Genomic DNA, 17,267 nt, shown 5'->3' with positions numbered 1-17,267 from the left:
TCCGCTACAGCGGGCGGGACTCGGCGGGGACGGGCGAGTGGGATGCCTCCGGGGTACGGCCGTGCGAGGCGAGGTCCGCGCCGATGAGGGACGCGATCCCGGCCGCTCGGGGCGGGCCGACCAGCCCGTAGTGATCGGTGTCGACGCGCAGGACGCGGGCGGACGGCGGCAGGTGGTCGTGCCAGCGCGCCGCCGCGGTGGGCTCCGGGGCGAGGGCGTGCGCGTCCGGCACGGGCCGCCCGGCCAGCCACAGGGTGGCCGGGGTACGGGTCAGCCGTGGCGGCCGGTGCCCGGCCATGGCCGCCAGGTTGGCCCGGCAGCAGTGGGCGAGGCGCTCCGCGTAACCCCGGCCCCGCTCGGTCAGCGGTCCCGCCCGGTTGCCGGCCAGTTCGCGCGCGAAGACGGCGTCCACCTGCCGTTCGTCGTAGGCGGCCAGCCGTGGTCCGGCGTCGGGCGGCGGCGGGTCCAGCAGGTAGAGGCCGGGGACCGGGTCGCCGTCCGCCTCGGCGAGGGCGGCCATCGACAGCGCGGTCCAGGCCCCGAACGACCAGCCGGCCAGGCGCAGCCGGTGTGCGGCCGGCGGGAACGCGGCGCGGACGGCCGCGAGATAGTGCGCGGCACGCTCGTCGACCGACCGGGCGGGCCGGTCCGGGTCGCGCAGCGCCGGGTCGGGGATCAGACAGACGGTCGGCCCCGGCGGCAGCGCGGACACGAGCGGACGGTACGCCTGGATGTCGCCGCCCACCGGATGGACGAGACACAGCACGTCCGGGCCGGTGCCGTGCTGCCACACCTCGACGTCCACCGGCGCCGCCGGGCCGCCGGGCGCCGGACGGGTCCGGGCGCGCAGATGACCGGCGATCTCGGTGAGGGTGACGCGGTGACTGAGCCGGGACAGGTCGAGGTCGACACCGAATCGCCGTTTCACCTCGTCCAGGAGGTCGAGCAGGGTGAGCGAGTCGGCACCGAGGTCGTAGAGGGAGGCGTCGGGGTCGATGCCGGGGAGGCCGAGCAAGTCGGCCGCGGTGGTGGTGAGTTGGGGGAGGGGGTCGGGGGGTGGGGGTGTGGTCGGGGTGGCCGGGGTGGTCTGTGCGGGGATGGGTACTGGGTCCGGGGCCGGTGCGTGGACCGGAGCCGGAGCCGGTGCCGGAGCCAATGCCTGCGCCTGTGCCTCCGCCTGTGCCGCGGCCCGTCCCGGTGCTGCCGTAGCTGTCGGCTCGTAGAACACGCGGGCCTCGGACAACGGCGTGGTGTTCACCATGAGGTGCGGCAGACCCAGCTCCAGTGCCTGTCCGAAGACGGCCGCGCCCTCTTCCGGGGTGAGGGCGACGGCGAGGTGGTGCTTGTGCCGGGCGTCCGGGGCCGGTACGTCCCACGCCATACCGGCCTCCCGCCAGGCGTCCCAGCCGATCGACACCCGGGTCGTGCGGTCGGCGCCGGTGCCGGGCGCGTAGTGGGCGAAGGCGTCCAGGAGGCCGTTCGCCGCCGCGTAGTCGAACAGGCCGACGCCGCCGAACCGGGCCGACATGGAGGAGCAGTAGACGGCGTGGTCGGGGCGGTACGCGGCGATCAGGCGCTCGACGAGCAGGGCGGCGCCCAGCTTCGCCGCCGTACTCCGGCGGGCTCTCGCCCGGTCACGGCGTACGAGCAGTCGGCCCGCGGCGATGCCGACGGCGTGCACGATGCCGACGAGCCCGTCCAGATGGGGTGCGAGCCGGTCGGCGATCGGTTGCGGCGCCTCGTCGGCGAGATCCGCTCGCACCAGGGTGACCCGGTCGGCCCACGGGGCCAGCACGGCGGGGAGGTCGGACCGGCGTGCGACCAGGACCACCCGGTTGCCGGCCGACTGCCGCAGCAGGTCGGCGGCGATGGTGCTGCCGATGCCCCCGGTGCCGCCCAGGACGAGATGGGTCCCGGTGCGGCTGGGGCGCGGACGGGAACCCACGCCCACCGGCACGGGCACCGCCTGCGCGGTACGCCGCCACCAGTACCCGCCCCGCAGAGCGAACACCGGCTCGGACAGCGCCGCCTCCCCGCCCCGCTCCTCGCGCGGCTCCGGCGGATACGACCCCCAGCCGGCCGACGCAGGACCGGTACCGGCGGCCCCCGCTGCCCGCTCGTCCCGCCCCTCCTGCGACAGTTCGCGCGGATACGACCCCCAGTCGGCCGACGCGGGACCCGCGCCGTCGGCCTGCGCCGCCTGCTCGTCCCGCCCCTCCTGCGGCAGATCGCGCGGATACGACCCCCAGTCGGCCGACGCGGGACCCGCGCCGTCGGCCCCCGCCGCCTGCCCGACCCACTCCTCACACGGCAGATCCGGCAGATACGCCCCCCAGTCGGCCGGCTCGGGTCCCGGCAGGTCGGCCCAGCGCAGGGGCAGTCCCAGTTCCTGGCGGGGGACCCGGACCGCCGCGGCGAGCAGGCCCGCCTCCGGGCGGGCGACCTCACCGGTGACCGGCTGTGCCTGGTACGACAGCAGCCACACGCGGGGCCGGTGCGCGGCGGGAACGTCCGCCAGGGCCCGGCACAGCGCCGCCACCGTGTCCAGGCATGCCCACCGGGCGGTCTCCAGCGAGCGCCGGCCGACCTCACCACGGACGGCGAGCGGCAGGGCGTGCAGCCAGTCGACACCGGCGCCGGCAGCCTCGGTCACCTCGGCGAGCAGTGCCGCGAGCTGGGCGGGGTCGGCCGGGTCGGCCTCGTAGGCGGTGCCGTCCCGGCGGACGAACGTGTCACCGGCCCGCACCAGCACCACCCGCGCGTAGTGCCGCTCCAGCTCCCGCCATGCCTCGGCCCCGGTTCCGGGCGGTACGACGACCACGGCGGTACCGCGCGATACGGCACCCTCGCCCGTACGCACCCTGGCCCTGCGCATCCGCACCCACAGCGGCTGATGCAACCAGCGGTCGGCGGGAAGCCGGGCAGGCCACCCGGCAGCGGCACCGCCATCGGCACCCCCACCGGGACCCCCGCCGCCACCAGCACCTGCACCGGCACCGGCAACCGGAGCGGCATCACCGCGCGCACCCTCGCGCCCCGCCACCTCACGCCCCGCACCACGCGCCCGCTCGTGACCGACCCCACCGGTCCCCTCCCCACCCGATGCCACAACTCGGCGCGGGAAGTCGTACTCGGCCAGGTCGAAGGCCGGCGGCGGGAAGTTCCAGGGGGCCGGTGCCGGGCCCGGGGACCAGGTGATGGTGTGGCCCGTCGTCCAGGCGTCGGCCAGTTCACGCGGGTCGTGGTGCTCGGCGACGACACGGACGTCGGACGCGGGCGGACGGGTGGGCGTGAGCGAGCGCAGCCAGGACACGGCCGTTTCCACGTCGGGACAGACGGCGGCGGCCCGGTGGGCGAGGGCGGGGCGGCCCGCCTGGAGGTGGCGCAGTACCCGGGGGTAGTTCTCGGGGTGTGCGGTCAGGTGGTCGGCGATACGGCGGCCGTCCGCGCGCAGTGCCTGCGGGCTGCCCGCGGACAGCACCAGGCAGGGCGGCACGGGGAACTCCGGTCCCGTTCCCGCCGTCCGGTCCGGCGCTTCCAGCACGAGGTGCGCGTTGGTCCCGCCGATCCCGAAGCTGCTCACCGCGGCCACGCGCGGACCCGGGAGCGGCCAGGGCTCGGCCTCGGTGGGCACGCGGAACGGGCCGCCCTCCAGCTCGGGGTTGAGCCGGTCGAAGTCCACGGTGGGCGGGACGGTCCCGTGGTGCGCGGCGAGCACGGCACGGACCAGTCCGACCACGCCGGCCGCGGCACCGAGGTGCCCGATCTGGCTCTTGACCGAGGACAGCGCGAGCCGTACCCCGTCCCCGAGGCCGTACGCCTGGCGCAGCGCGGCGGCCTCGACCGGGTCCCCCAGCCGGGTACCGGTGCCGTGCGCCTCCACATAGCCGAGGTCGCCACCGGCGCGCCCACTGCGCCGTACGGCCGTCTCGATCGCGTCCCGCTGGCCGGGCACCGACGGTGCGCTGTACCCCAGCTTGCGGGCACCGTCGTTGTTGACGGCCGAGCCGGTGACGACGGCGTAGACGGTGTCGCCGTCACGCCGTGCCAGGGAGAGGGGCTTGAGGACGACGACGCCGGCCCCGCTGCCGCCGACGGTGCCGGCGGCGTCCGCGCTGAAGGGCCGGCAGTGTCCGTCCGGAGAGAAGATGTGCTGCGGCCGGTAGGTGTAGCCGTCGGTCAGGTCGGGGTCGACGAGGACACCGCCGGCGAGCATCACGTCGGCGTCGCCCTGCCGCAGCAGCCCGGCGGCGACGTGCACGGCGACGAGCGAGCTGGAACAGGCCGACTGCACGCTGAAGGCGGGCCCGGTCAGGCCCAGATGGTAGGCGGCCTTGGTGGCCAGGAAGTCCTTCTCGTGGTGCAGGGCCAGCCGGAAGGAGTCGGGCAGGGCCGCCGGATCGGCCTCGTGGAGCATGCGTCTGCCGTAGGTGTCCTCGCCGCAGGCGGCCACGATGCCCACGCGCCGCGCGGTGGGGTCGGCGAGTCCGGCATGGGCGAGCGCCTCCACGCAGCTGAGCAGGAGATGCCGTTGCTGCGGGTCCATCAGCCGGGCCTCGGCCGGGCTGATGCCGAAGCGTGCCGGGTCGAAGGACAGCAGTCCGTCCGGCTGGCTGCGGGCGCCGACCCGGCCGCCGGACGCGGGGAAGTACTCGATGCCGCGTCCGCCCGAGGTGACCAGGTCCCAGAAGGCGGCCAGGTCGGGGGCGCCCGGCAGCCGCACGGCCATGCCGATGACGGCGACGGGCTCCGGGCGGTCGGGGGCGGACGCGCGCGCGTCACCGTCGTACACCGCGGGGACGCTGGCCGCTCCGGCCGTCTGCCGTGCCGCGTACGGCGGTGTCGCGGGCCCCCTGCGGGACTCCACGGCCTGGGCCAGCTCCCTGATCGTGACGTGTTCGAAGAGGTCGGGCACGTCGAAGGGGAGATCGCCCTCGCCCGCGCAGCGCAGGTGGAAGCGCATCAGGTCCAGGCTGGTGGCGCCCGCGTCGAAGAACCGCTGCCGGGCGTCGACCGTCTTGCCGGTCGCGTCCGCGAACAGGGCGGCGAGCCGTTCCTCCAGCGCGGCCGGGGGGTTCTCCGGGGCGGTGCCGCTCCGGGGGGTCAGGTCGTGGCCGGGAGCGCCGGGGGCCGCCCGGCGGTCCAGTTTTCCACTCGGGGTGCGCGGCAGCGCGGTCAGCCGCCGGAACCGGGTCGCGCGCGCGTGGGCGGGCAGCCGTTCCGCCAGGTGGCGGGCCAGGTCCGCGATGTCGGGGTCGGGGTCGTCGTCCCGGCACTGGAGGCAGGCCATCAGGGCGCCGTCCACGACGGTCACGACCGCGTTGGTGATCCCGGGGTACTCCAGCAGCGCGGCCTCGACCTGGCCGAGTTCCAGCCGGTGGCCGCTCAGTTTGACCTGGGTGTCCTCGCGGCCGGCGTAGTGCAGCAGGCCCTGCGCGTCGAAGCGGGCCAGATCGCCGCTGCGGTAGAAGGTGCCCAGTTCGGGATCGTCGGTGAAGCGACGGCGATTGAGGTCGGTGTCGCCGAGGTAGCAGCGCCCGGCCATGAGCCCGCCGATCAGCAGGTGTCCGGTGGCGCCGGGCGGGAGGGGGTGGCCGCCCTCGTCCACCACCCGCAGCACGGCACCCGCGACCGGCCGGCCGATGGCCGGACGCGACGGCCACGCGGCCGGGTCGCCGTCCAGGCACAGACCGCTGACGACATGGGTCTCCGTCGGGCCGTAGTGGTTGAACAGGCGGGCGCCGGGCAGGCCGGCGAACCAGCCACGGATGGCGTCGGTGCACACCAACTGCTCACCAGCGGTGATCACTTCACGCAGCGCCGAGGGATGGCGGCCCGTGCGCACGCCATACTCGGCGAGCAGCTGGAGCGCCACGTACGGCAGGAAGATCCGCTCCGCTCCCCCGGTCTCCAGCTGCTCCAGCAGGGCGGGCATGTCCTGCCGCCAGGCGGGGTCCACGAGGCGGAGCAGGCCGCCCGCGCACAGGGTGGTGAAGATCTCCTGGAAGGAGACGTCGAAGGACAGCATCGAGAACTGCTGGGTGACGGCCGGGCGGGACAGGCCGCCGGGGCCGCGCTGCCAGTGCAGCAGGTTGCACAGGGTCCGGTCGTACACCTGGACGCCCTTGGGGGTGCCGGTGGAGCCGGAGGTGAACAGCGTGTACAGCGGGCGGCGGCCCGCGTGCGCAGGCGTGGCCGCGCCAGGTGCTGCCGCCGGGGTGCCGGTGAGCGTGAGGGTGTGGCGCGCCAGGCGGGGCGGTGCTATCGGGTCGAGGTCCGCGACGCCTTCGGGTGCGACGAGGACGCAGACCGGGTCGGTCCGGTCGAGGACGTGCCGCAGCAGGGAGCGCGGATAGGCCGGGTCGAGCGGTACGACGGTGAGGTTGAGGCGGGCGGCGGCCAGGAGGGCCACCACGTGTTCCGGCGAGGGCGGCAGGTAGAGGGCGACGGCGGCTGGGGCGGCGGGGTCGTCGGGCAGGTGGTGGCGGGCGGCCAGGTCGGCTGCCAGGGCCGCCGCGTGCGCGTCGAGTTCGGCGTAGCTCAGCGTGCGGTCACCGGCCGCGACGGCAGGGGCGTCGGGGGTGCGCCGGACCTGCTCGGCGAAGCCCTCGGCGACGGTGGTGAAGCCGGCGGCCGGCTCGGGGCCCCGGCCGGGCTCGGGCAGGCCACGCCGATAGGAGGCGACCAGGTCGTGCAGGGTGGTGTCCGCGCCGTCGGCGAGCCGGTCGATCGCCTCGCGGAAGAGCCGGGCCGCCGCCTCGGCCCGGTCGGCGCCGATGTCGTCGCGGTACTCCCACAGGCAGTCGAACCCGGCCTCGTGCTCCACCACCGACAGGGTCAGCGCGCACTTGGCGCCCAGCGGCCTCGGCCACACCGGCCGCACCTGGCAGCCCGGCACCCGGAACGCGTCGAACTCGGTGTTCTCCAGCACGAACAGGAAGTCGAACAGCGGCCTGCGCTCACGGAAGGCCTGGTCGGCCAGTACGTCGGCGAGGGCGACGTCCTGCCCGTCCAGCACCGCGCGCACCGACGCGGCGTGCCGGCGCAGCTGGTCGTCGAGCGGAGTGTGCGGCTCCAGGTGCGACGGCACGAGCACGGTGTTGGCGAACATGCCGACGCAGTCCTCGAACTCCGGGCGGTGCCGTCCCGCCACGGGCGCGGCGATCAGCGGGCGCGCCTGGCCGGTCACGCCGTACAGCGCCCAGGCGAAGGCGGGCAGCAGCAGTTCGAACCTGGTCATGCCGCGCTCGGCGGCCACCCGGTCCAGTACGGCGCGGCGTCCGGTGTCGAGGGTGGTGCGCAGCAGCCGGGCGGCGGGGCGTTCGACCGGCCCGGCCGTGTCCAGGGCCGGTGACGGGTCGTCGTGGCGGCGGTGGTGGTCGCGCAGCCGGGAGCGGCGGCGCTCGTAGGCGGGGCTCGTGTGCCAGGCCCGCTGCCAGTGCGCGAACTCCAGCGGGGTCACGGCGGCCGCGTCCGGCCGCTCCTCCGCGCCGGCGCAGGCGGCCGTGAGATCGCGGAAGAGGATGTTCAGCGACCAGCCGTCCACGGCGATGTGGTGCAGATGCAGCAGCAGGATGCCGCCGTCGTCCCCGGGCAGCCAGGCGGCCCGCAGCATCCGGCTGTCGCGCAGGTCGAAACGGCGGGCGAAGAAGCGGTCGGCGGTGTCCTGCCACGGCTCCCCGGGCCGCGTGTCGCACGGCTCCCAGGGGTCGTAGGGCGCGTCGAGGTGCTGCCGCAGGCCCTGGGCGGTGGGCACGAGCCGGGTGCGCAGCGCCGGGTGCCGGTCGACCAGCGCGCGGATGGCGGCGCGCAGGGCCAGGGGGTCGACCGGGCCGCGCACCTCGAAGGCGAGCGGCACGTCGTAGGAGGCGTCCAGGGGGTCGCGCTGGTGCAGCAGCCACAGCCGTTCCTGTTCGCCGGTGGCCGGTGCGGTGGGCTCGCCGGTGGGCGCGGGCACGGGCGGGTGGTCGCCGGCGGACGCGCCGGGATCCCGTACGGCGTCGGCGAGGGCGGCGAAGTCGCCGCGCAGCACCAGTTCCTGGGGGATGTCGACGGCGAAGCGCCGCTGGATCTCGAACCGCAGCCGCAGGGCCTTCAGGGAGTCGCCGCCGCTGGGTATCCAACGGTCGTCCGGACGCAGTCCGGTGACCCCGAGCACCTCCTCGGCGAGGTCGAGGAGGCGCCGCTGAGCCGCCGTGACGGGTACGGCCTCCCGGACTCGCCCCCGCCACGGCTCCCCGGCACCGGCCAGCAGGGCGGCCTGGTCCACCTTGCCGTTGGCGGTCCGGGGCAGCGCGTCGACGAGGTGCGTGTGGTGGGGGCGCATGTAAGGGGGCAGGGCGGCGGCGAGATGCCGGTCGTACGCGTCGTAGGCGTCCTCGGCGAGCTGTTCCGCCGGCACCAGGAAGGCGAGGAGTTCGTTGCGGCCATCCTCGTCGCGGCGGGTGCAGACGTACGCCTGGCGGACGGCGGGGTGGGCCAGGATGCGGCGTTCCACCTCGCCGGGTTCGATGCGGAAGCCGCGCACCTTGACCTGCCGGTCGGCCCGGCCGACGTAGGTGACAACGCCGTAGGCGTCCTGCCGTACCAGGTCCCCGGTCCGGTACCAGCGCCGCTCGCCGCCGTCCGGGTCGGGCAGCCGTACGAAGCGCCGCGCGGTCTCCTCCGGGAGATTGCGGTAGCCGAGGGCCGACGCGGGTCCGGACAGCAGGAGTTCGGCGACCTCACCGGGTTCGGCGGTGCGTCCGTCGGCGGTGCGCACGGTCACGCCGGTGCCGGGCAGGGCCGTGCCGACGGGCACCAGGTCGCCGGTGAAGTCCCGGGGGATGGCATGGCAGAGGGCGAAGGTCGTCGCCTCGGTCGGCCCGTACACGTTGTGCAGTACGGTCCGGGAGCCGGGGTTGGCCTCGTACCAGCGGCGGATCAGGCGGGCGTTGAGCTGTTCCCCGCCGATCAGCACCTGCTGGGCGGCGGCGAAGCAGTCGGGCACCTTCTCGACGACGGCGTTGAACAACGCGGTGGTGACAAACAGGGTGTCGACGCGGCGGTCCCGCAACTCGGCGGCCAGCAACAGGGGATCGTGCACCTCGCGCTCACCCAGGACGACACAGGTCCCGCCGGTGAGCAGCGGCACCCACACCTCGAAACTGATCGCGTCGAACGCCGGGTTGGCCAGGCAGGCGTAACGGACGCCGGGCCCGAGCCGGATGTACCCCGGCTCGGCCAGCCGCCGGACACCCGCGTCGGTGACCTCGACACCTTTGGGGCGACCGGTGGTACCGGAGGTGTAGAAGAGGAAGGCGACGGGGGACGCGGCCGGGGTGCCGACCGGCGGACGGGGGCTCGCGACCGGCTCGTCGCCGCCGACGAGCCGGGCCGCCTCCAGTACGCGGACGCCGGTCGGCAGGGCGAGTGAGTGCGGGCCGTCGTCGTACACGACGGCTACCGCCTGCGCGTCGGTGAGGATGTGCCGTTGCCGCTCCGGCGGACTGAGCCGGTCGAGCGGGACGACGGTCGCGCCGAGGCGGCGGATGCCGAGCATGACGCACACCAGCCGCCACGATCTGGGCAGGCACACGGCGACCGCGTCACCGGGCCGGACCCCGGCCCCGCGCAGCCGGTCGGCGACCCGGCCGCCGGCCCGCTCCAGCCCCGCGTAGTCGAGGATCACGTCCCCGTCCTCGACAGCTGGCAGGTCCGGCGTACGGCGGGCCTGAGCGAACACGGCGTCGGCGAGGGAGGAGGGGGCCGGGGCGTCGGGAGCGGGGGTGCCGGGCGTCACGGTGGCGGGCGGCGCGGCAGCGGGCGCCCCGACCACGGGTGCCGCAGCAGCATGCGCCCCAGCATGGGGCGCCCCGGCGCCGGGTGCGGCGGCAGCCGCCGCGACAACGGGTGACGTGGCAGCCGACCCTGCGGCAGGCGTCACAGCAACCGGTGTCACGGAGGCAGGCGCCCCGGAGTGGCCGGAGCCGACGTCGCCTCGCTCGGCGTGGCCGGAGCCGATGTGGCCCGAGTCGGCCTGGGCGGAGCCGACGTGGTCGGAGCCGGGCCGGGTGGAGTCGTGGTTCATCGGGGCTCCCCACCGAAGTCGGCCACGGCAGCAGGACCAGTCGCGGCCGTCGGGTCGGCCAAGGGGGCGCCGTGATGGCGGAGTTCGCTGGTGAGCAGGTCCGCGACACGGGAGAGGTGCGGAGCTTCCAGCACCTCCCAGTGGTCGCACTCCAGGGTCTCCACCCGGAAGTCGGCGGCGGCGCGCCGCTGCCAGAAGTCGCGTACCTCGGCGTGCTCGGGGGTGTCCGCGCCGCCCGGTACGGCCTGCGCGAGGACCAGCCGGGCCGGGGACGCGGCCGGGTCGTGGTCGCGGGCGGTCAGGCGGTTGTGGTTGTAGATGCGGAAGTACCGCTCGATCTGGGCGTCGTCGATGCCGGGGTACATCCCGTTGAACCTCACCAGCTTGTCGCGGAACTCGCCGAACTCCACCGGGGTGATGTCGGCGCGGGCGGCGGGATCGTCGGTGGCCTGGGTGTCGAGCAGGACCACGCTGACGTCACCGCGCCCGGCCCGGGTGAGCAGGCGTCCCATCGCGTGGGCGACGAGTCCGCCGTAGGACAGGCCGGTCAGCACCAAGGGGCCCTCCCCCAACGGCTCCAGCAACCGCAGATACGTTTCGGCCATCGCCTCGACCGTCGGCAGCACCTCCTCACCGGGATTCACGCCCGGTGACTGGATGCCGGACAGGCCGACGCTCTCGGGCAGGTGCCGGGCGAGCGGCAGGTAGCAGAAGGCGGTGCCGCCGGCCGGGTGGACGCAGACCACCCGGGGCCCGGTGCCCGCCCGGAACTCGATGACGCTGCCCGTCTCCCGGACCGTGCCGTGCCCCCGCAGGCGTCCGCCGAGCGCCTCGATCGTGGGATGCAGCATGACCTCGGCGACCGGCAGCGGCCGGCCGAACGCCTCGGTGACGGCGTGCGCCATCTTGATGGCCGACAGCGAAGTGCCGCCGGTGTCGAAGAAGTTGTCGCCGATGCCGATGTCGGGGTGGAGCAGGATGTCCTGCCAGATCCGGTACAGGCGGTGTTCGACGCCGTCGCGGGGGCTGGCCGTGTTGACCTGGGCCGTACCGTGCTCGCGGGCCAGGCGCGACAAGGCCGGGCGGTCGATTTTGCCGCTGCGGTTCAGCGGGAGGGCGGGCAGGTCGAGGAAGACGGCCGGGATCATGTAGTCGGGCAGCCGCCGGGACAGGGCCGTCCGCCACTCCTGCGTGGTGCGGGCGGCGGCGGTGCCCCGGCCGATCCCCGCGACCAGCCGGGGCTGTCCGGCGGGGTCGTGGTCGGCGAGGACCACGGCCTCGCGCACGCCGGGCAGGGCGGTGAGCGCCGCCTCCACCTCACCCGGTTCGATACGGAACCCGCGCAGCTTGATCTGATCGTCCGCGCGCCCCGCGTAGTGGGCGTTGCCGTCCGGGAGGCGGCGGGCGAGGTCTCCGGTGCGGTAGATGCGTTCGCCGGGTACGAACGGGTCCGGAAGGAAACGTTCCTTCGTGAGGTCGGGACGGTTGAGGTATCCCCGGGCGAGGCAGGCGCCGCCCAGATAGACCTCGCCGACCACGCCGGGCGGGACGGGTTGCAGGCGGGCGTCGAGCACGTACAGGCGGCTGCCGGCCAGGGGCCGTCCGATCGGGCAGGGGCGGTCCAGCGGCCGGGGATCGTAGTAGGCGGTGCTGTACAGCGTGGCCTCGGTCGGCCCGTAGCCGAAGCAGACCCGCAGGCCCGGCAGGTGCCGGGTCATACGGTGCAGGGCCGCCTCCGGGATCGGCTCGACACCGGTCAGCAGCGTGCGCAGCCGCAGTCCGCGCAGCCGCCCGGCCGGGTCCTCGTCGACCCACTTCACGTACGCCGGCGGCAGGAACGCCTGCGCGATGCGGTGCTCGCGCATCCAGCCCAGCAACGCCTCCGGGTCACCGCGCAGTTCCTCGGGGACGATGTGGAGGACACCACCGGTGGTCAGCGGCAGCAGCAGTTCGTGCACCGAGGCGTCGAAGCCGATGCTGGACCAGGCGGAACCGGCCTCGCCGGGTACGGTGCCCATGCGGGCGTGCCAGTTGGCGAAGAGGCTGAGCACACTGCGGTGTTCGACCGCCACGCCCTTGGGCCGTCCGGTGGAGCCGGACGTGAAGATGACGTAGGCCAGGCGGTCGGGCGCGTGGCCGATGCCGGGGGGCGGGTGCTCACCGGTCGCACCCTCCGCCTCTGTCGCGGCCAGGTCCAGCCACTGCTCCGGGCGGTCGCCGGTGCGCCGGTCGCTCAGCACGACCCGGCAGACGGCGTCCTCGACCATCCCGGCCAGCCGCTCCCGGGGCTGCCCCGGATCGAACGGCAGCCAGGCGGCACCCGCCTTCAGGATTCCGAGAATGCCCACGACCAGCTCGGCGGACCGTGCGGCATGCAGCCCCACCACGTCACCGGGTCGCACGGAGCGGGCGACGAGCGCATGCGCGAGCCGATTGGCCCGACGGTCGAGCGCCGCGTACGTCAACGTCTCCCCACCCGGCGCCACGACAGCGAGCCGCTCGGCACGGGCACGGACCTGGGCCTCGAAGAGGGGGACGAGACCGGAGGCGGTGGGGAAGGGGTTGGGGGCCGGGACGGGGGTCCGGGGGCTGGCGGGGGTGCCGGGCATGGCAGAGGTGCCGGATGCGGCGGGCCCGCTGGACACGGTCGCTGCGCCGGGCACGGCGGGATCGCCGGACGCGGCGGAGGCACCGGACAGGGCAGAGGTCCCCGGCACTGCCGGGCCACCCGCCTCGGCGGAGGCGTCGAACGCGGCTGAGGCGCCCGGCACGGTGGACGCGGCCGGCTCGCCGGGCCCTCGCGGTGCCGGTACGGCCGGAACCTGGGCGGCGGCCTGCGCCGGGGCTGCCGGCCCGGTCGCCGCACGGGTCACCGGGCCGTGCGCCGCACCGGTCACCGGGACGGTCGCTGCACCAGTCACATGGCCGCCCGCCGGCACACCCCCCGTCGCGTCCCAGTCCTCCAGCAGTGCTCGCCGCTCCTTCGCGTCCATCAGCTCCAGTGCGGCGATGTCGCGGTCGGGGTGGTGGGCCATGTCGGTGAGCAGGCGGCGCAGATGGTCCGCCCAGCGCCGGGCGGTGGTGGCGTTGTAGAGGGCCGTCGCGTAGTCCAGGTGTCCTACGACCCGGCCCTCGGACTCCGTCAGGGACAGCGCGAGGTCGAACTTCGCGGGGACGTGCGGGATGGGCAGGGGCTCCGCCGTCACACCGGGCAGCCGCAGCAGGTTCCGCCGGTCGGGCGTCCAGGCGACCATGGTCTGGAACAGGGGCGTACGGGACGCGCTGCGGGGCGGGTTGACCAGTTCCACGACGCGTTCGAAGGGCAGGTCCTGGTGGGCGAGGGCGGCCCGCAGGACCGCGCGGGTACGGGCGACGGCCTCGGCGGCGCTCGGGGAGCCGGACAGGTCGATGCGCAGGGCCAGGGAGTTGACGAGGAAGCCGATGAGACCGGCGGCTGCGGGGCCGCGCCGGTTGGCGACCGGACTTCCGATAACGATGTCAGAGCGCCCGGAGAGTCGCGAGAGGAGGATCGCCCAGCCGGTCAGGGCCGTCACGAAGAGGGTGGCGCCGTGCCGTCGGGCCAGCGTGCGCAGTGCCGCCGTGGTCTCCGCGTCGAGTGCGAACGCGGCCCGTCCGCCGTCGTAACTCTGCTCCGGCGGGTGCGGGCGGTCCGTGGGCAGGTCCAGTGACGGCGGTGCGTCCTGGAGGGTGTCGTGCCAGTACGTCTCCTGGGCCCGCAGTGCCCCGCCGAGTACGGCGTCACGCTGGGCCCGGACGTGATCGGCGTACTGGGCCGGCAGCGGGGGCAGCGGGTCGGCGCCGCCGTGCGCCAAGGCCTCGGAGAGGACGCCCAGTTCGCGCATCATCACGTCCATCGACCGGCCGTCGTAGACGCTGTGGTGGAAGGTCAGCAGCAGCACATGCCGCTCGGCGCCGAGGACGATCAGCCGGCCGCGCCCGAGGGGACCGGCCGCCAGGTCGAAGGGGGTACGGGCCTCCGCCTCCTGAAGAGCGAGGACGCCGCTGGTCGGATCCGTCGAGCCCCTCAAGTCCTGGACAGTGAGGGCGAAGCCGGCGCCGGGCGGGTCGACGTGCTGACGGACCTCGCCGTCCTCCGCCACGAGCCGGGTGCGGAGCGTCTCATGGCGCCGGGTCAGGGCGTCGAGGGCGCGCGCCAGGACGTCACGGTCGAGGGGGCCGACGAGTTCGAACGCCAGGGTCTCGTTGTACGCCACGTCCCCGCCGGGGAGTTGGGCGAGAAACCACAGGCGCTGCTGGGCGTACGAGGCCGGATGGGAACGGGGTGGGGGTGGGTTGTGCACCGCTGAACCTGACCTTCCCGTGGAAGGAAGTGAACGGCCCTCCCCACAAGCGGGACAGCCGCGCCTGAGTACTTGCCGAACGCACAACTGCCGTGATCATCGATCACTGACTCAGGCCATGTCAACGGTCAAGTGTTTTCAGTTCATGCGGCGCTGATTAAGCCTGCGAGTCCGTCTGAACAGTGGAGTCAGCAAGGGAGAACTCATGTCTCTACCCCGCTTTGTGACGGCCTATGCCACCAGGGAGTGGTCCCGCTCGCCGGCGCCTCGGCTGAGCCCGGCGTGTCGGTGAACGCCTGCCGCCCAGGAAAACTGCTGATGCGCAACGGGCCACGGCCCGACTTCGGGGTGGGCGATCTGGCGCCGCGGAAACTGCCGTACCGGCTCGTCGCCGACACGCGGGTGAACAACGGCCTCCTGCCCTACTCCACCACCACGCACATCGAGTGGACCTTCCTCTCCGGCAACGCGGACGATCAGACCATCCCGCTGGGCCAGCTCGACTACGGAGCGGACATTGACGCCGCGGGGCGGGCCAGGCGCACGTCGGTGTTCTCCGTCACGCCCGTCGTCGTCGGCAGCGACGCCGCCCAGGACGCGGTCTCCTCGGTCAAGCTCGAAGTCTTCTACGACGACGGGGTGTCGTGGCGGCGGCAGGACCTGAAGCGGAACAAGGACACCTGGCAGACGCCGCTGCACGCCCCGGCCCCGGCCGGCTACGTGTCCTTGCGCGTCACCGCGAAGCAGCGCAACGGCGGCGGCATCACACAAACCATCACCCGGGCCTTCGGCCTCCGATGACCCTCACCGAGCGGCCGGCGCCCGACCCCTCGCGCGGCGTGGGCGCCGGCCGTTCCTCCGCCGTGTTCGTGGCGGTCCTGCGAGAGGGAGGCGACGGGGAACCCGGAAGACAGTCCCTCGTGGCGACGACACGGCCGCGACGAGGCTACCGTTCTCGTTTCCGCCATCAACGAGTGGTGGTGACGTACTGGTCCGACGACAACTCGAACACCCGTACTCGCCGACCGCAGGTGGGATTGACGGTCTCACGGACCGGACGCATCCCCAGTTTGGTCATAATCCGTTCGGAGGCGTCGTTGCCCACTTGAGCGATGCTGACGATCCGCTCCAGCCCTCGCACTTCGAACGCGAACCGTACGGCGGCCGCAGCGGCCTCGGTGGCCAAGCCCTGCCCCCAGTGGGAACGTCCCAGCCGCCAGCCGACCTCGACCGCCGGCAGTACCTCCGGCAAGAAGTCGGGCACCGAGAGGCCGGTGAACCCGGCCAGCTCGCCACTGGACCGGATCTCCACGGCGAACAGGCCGAAGCCCTGTGACTCCCACTCGCTCTCCCATGCCTGGATCCCGCTGCGAGTCTGCTGTTCGTCACGGACGCTGCCGTCACGGATCCACCGCATGACCTCGGGGTCGGCATTGACGGCGGCCATGGGCGCAACGTCTTCCTCGCGCCAGCGGCGCAGTATCAACCGGGGAGTCTCAAGCGTGACCATCCAATCATCCTGGATCACAAATGGGCTCTCCGTCATCTTGGGGTCATGGCTGACCTGCTGTTACACCCTGCCATGGCAAGATTTCGGCACCGCTGATGATCGATGTCGACCTGTCCGGGGCCTGGCGGGTGATCCGCGAGGCGGGAAACAGATGATCACCCGAAGATCCGGCAGCATCGCCAACATGGCTTCCACCGCGGGCCTGGCCGGGTGCCGCCGCTTCGCGGGACACGTCGCCGCAAAGCACGGGATCATCGGGCTGACCCGGGCCGACGCTCCAGACTCCGCGCCGTTCAGGGTACGGGTCAACGCCGCGTGCCCCGGCTCCGTGCGTGACCGTCCGGACGTCGAGGGCGCATGCCGACCGAGATCGCCCGCGCCCTGACGTGCCGGTGAGCGAGCACGAGCAGGCGTTCACGCGGGCCCAGCCGATGAACGCGCTCCTCGAACCGGAGGACGTCGCCGCCGCGGTGGTCCATCTCGCCTCCGACGACGCACGGCAGGTGACCGGATCGGTCGTCACCGTCGACGGCGGCTGCACCGCCCGATGACCCGGAAGGGAGTCCCGATGGAGCACGGCTTTGGACCGTGGGGCCCGGCCCGCACACGCTGCCACGCCCTGCGAGCCGCGGTACCGGCGGACGGTGACACCACCGCTCTCGCGGAGCGGTTCTCCACCGTCGGCGCCCGGCTGCGGCGGGAGGACCGGCCGGTGCCGTCCACCGGTGCGGCCGCGGTCCGCGGCGCGCCATGGAACTGGCCCGCCCCGCCGAGTCGTTGCGTGCGGTGCTATTGGGCTGGGCCGACGCCGCGGCGGACCTCATCGTGGTCGCACCGAGGCACCAGTACGGCCGCGCACCCTGGAATGGCCGGTGGCCGGCGGTCCGGCTCCGGCCGACGGCATCCATCGGATCCGGGACCGCTGCAATGCAGCGTCCCGGTGGTACGGGGGAGACCACCGGGACGGCGACACCCACCCTACTCAGCGCTGTTGACCCGCGGGGCGGGGATCGCGGGGAATGTCCGGATGTGGTCGTCGCGACGGCTGCCTGGGTCGGCTGCTGACCGGGCCGACGTCGTCCATCGGACCAGCTCGTATCCGACTCGTGGGCGGATGATCGTATGACGGAGCGCTGGTCGGGGTAGAACGGATGCCGGGCGTCTTCACAGGGTGGAAGATGCCGTTACTCACTCCGGCCGGCACCCCCGGCGAGATCGAAGGACGCAGTATGGCCAGCGGCACCGTGAAGTGGTTCAACTCCGAGAAGGGCTTCGGTTTCATCGCCCAGGACGGCGGCGGACCGGACGTCTTCGCCCATTACTCGAACATCTCCGGCAACGGGTACCGGGAGCTGGTCGAGGGCGA

General features: G+C 74.1%; 5 protein-coding genes and 1 pseudogene. 3 read left to right on the top strand and 3 right to left on the bottom strand.

Translation table 11 applies throughout. The features are described 5' to 3' along the window. Positions 1-4 precede the first annotated feature (4 nt). Positions 5-10,069 (bottom strand): amino acid adenylation domain-containing protein, encoded by a 10,065-nt coding sequence (locus ACZ4WH_RS32745; protein ID WP_468187672.1) that lies wholly within the window; start codon positions 10,067-10,069, stop codon positions 5-7. Then, on the bottom strand, positions 10,066-14,304 hold the full coding sequence (locus tag ACZ4WH_RS32740; RefSeq protein WP_468187768.1) for a non-ribosomal peptide synthetase: 4,239 nt from the start codon (positions 14,302-14,304) through the stop codon (positions 10,066-10,068). Before ACZ4WH_RS32740 ends, ACZ4WH_RS32745 begins: the two co-directional genes overlap by 4 nt. Before the next feature lie 405 nt (positions 14,305-14,709). Here ACZ4WH_RS32740 and ACZ4WH_RS32735 point away from each other — a divergent pair, with 405 nt between their 5' ends. Beyond that, a complete protein-coding gene (locus ACZ4WH_RS32735) occupies positions 14,710-15,192 on the top strand; it encodes a hypothetical protein (protein ID WP_468187670.1) in 483 nt (160 codons plus the stop codon). A 166-nt stretch (positions 15,193-15,358) separates the two neighbouring features. Here the strand turns inward: ACZ4WH_RS32735 and ACZ4WH_RS32730 are convergent, their stop codons facing one another. Then, a complete protein-coding gene (locus ACZ4WH_RS32730) occupies positions 15,359-15,901 on the bottom strand; it encodes a GNAT family N-acetyltransferase (RefSeq protein ID WP_468187668.1) in 543 nt (180 codons plus the stop codon). Positions 15,902-15,993: 92 nt separating this feature from the next. Between ACZ4WH_RS32730 and ACZ4WH_RS32725 the strand changes: the two are divergent. After that, a pseudogene (locus ACZ4WH_RS32725) lies at positions 15,994-16,452 on the top strand (SDR family oxidoreductase); the annotation flags it as partial. A 678-nt stretch (positions 16,453-17,130) separates the two neighbouring features. Then, positions 17,131-17,267 (top strand): cold-shock protein (locus ACZ4WH_RS32720; RefSeq protein WP_468187766.1); only part of this gene is annotated, 137 nt, incomplete at its 3' end.

The sequence above is a fragment of the Streptomyces sp. NPDC029138 genome (genome assembly GCF_055564375.1).
Note: the sequence above shows the minus strand (reverse complement) of the source record. Positions and strands in the feature narration are given on the sequence as shown.

Excerpts from the sequence above, each read along its gene's own strand:
- ACZ4WH_RS32745 (WP_468187672.1), bottom strand. The coding sequence starts at position 10,069 with ATGAACCACGACTCCACCCGGCCCGGCTCCGACCACGTCGGCTCCGCC.
- ACZ4WH_RS32730 (WP_468187668.1), bottom strand. The coding sequence starts at position 15,901 with ATGGTCACGCTTGAGACTCCCCGGTTGATACTGCGCCGCTGGCGCGAG.
- ACZ4WH_RS32735 (WP_468187670.1), top strand. The coding sequence starts at position 14,710 with ATGCGCAACGGGCCACGGCCCGACTTCGGGGTGGGCGATCTGGCGCCG.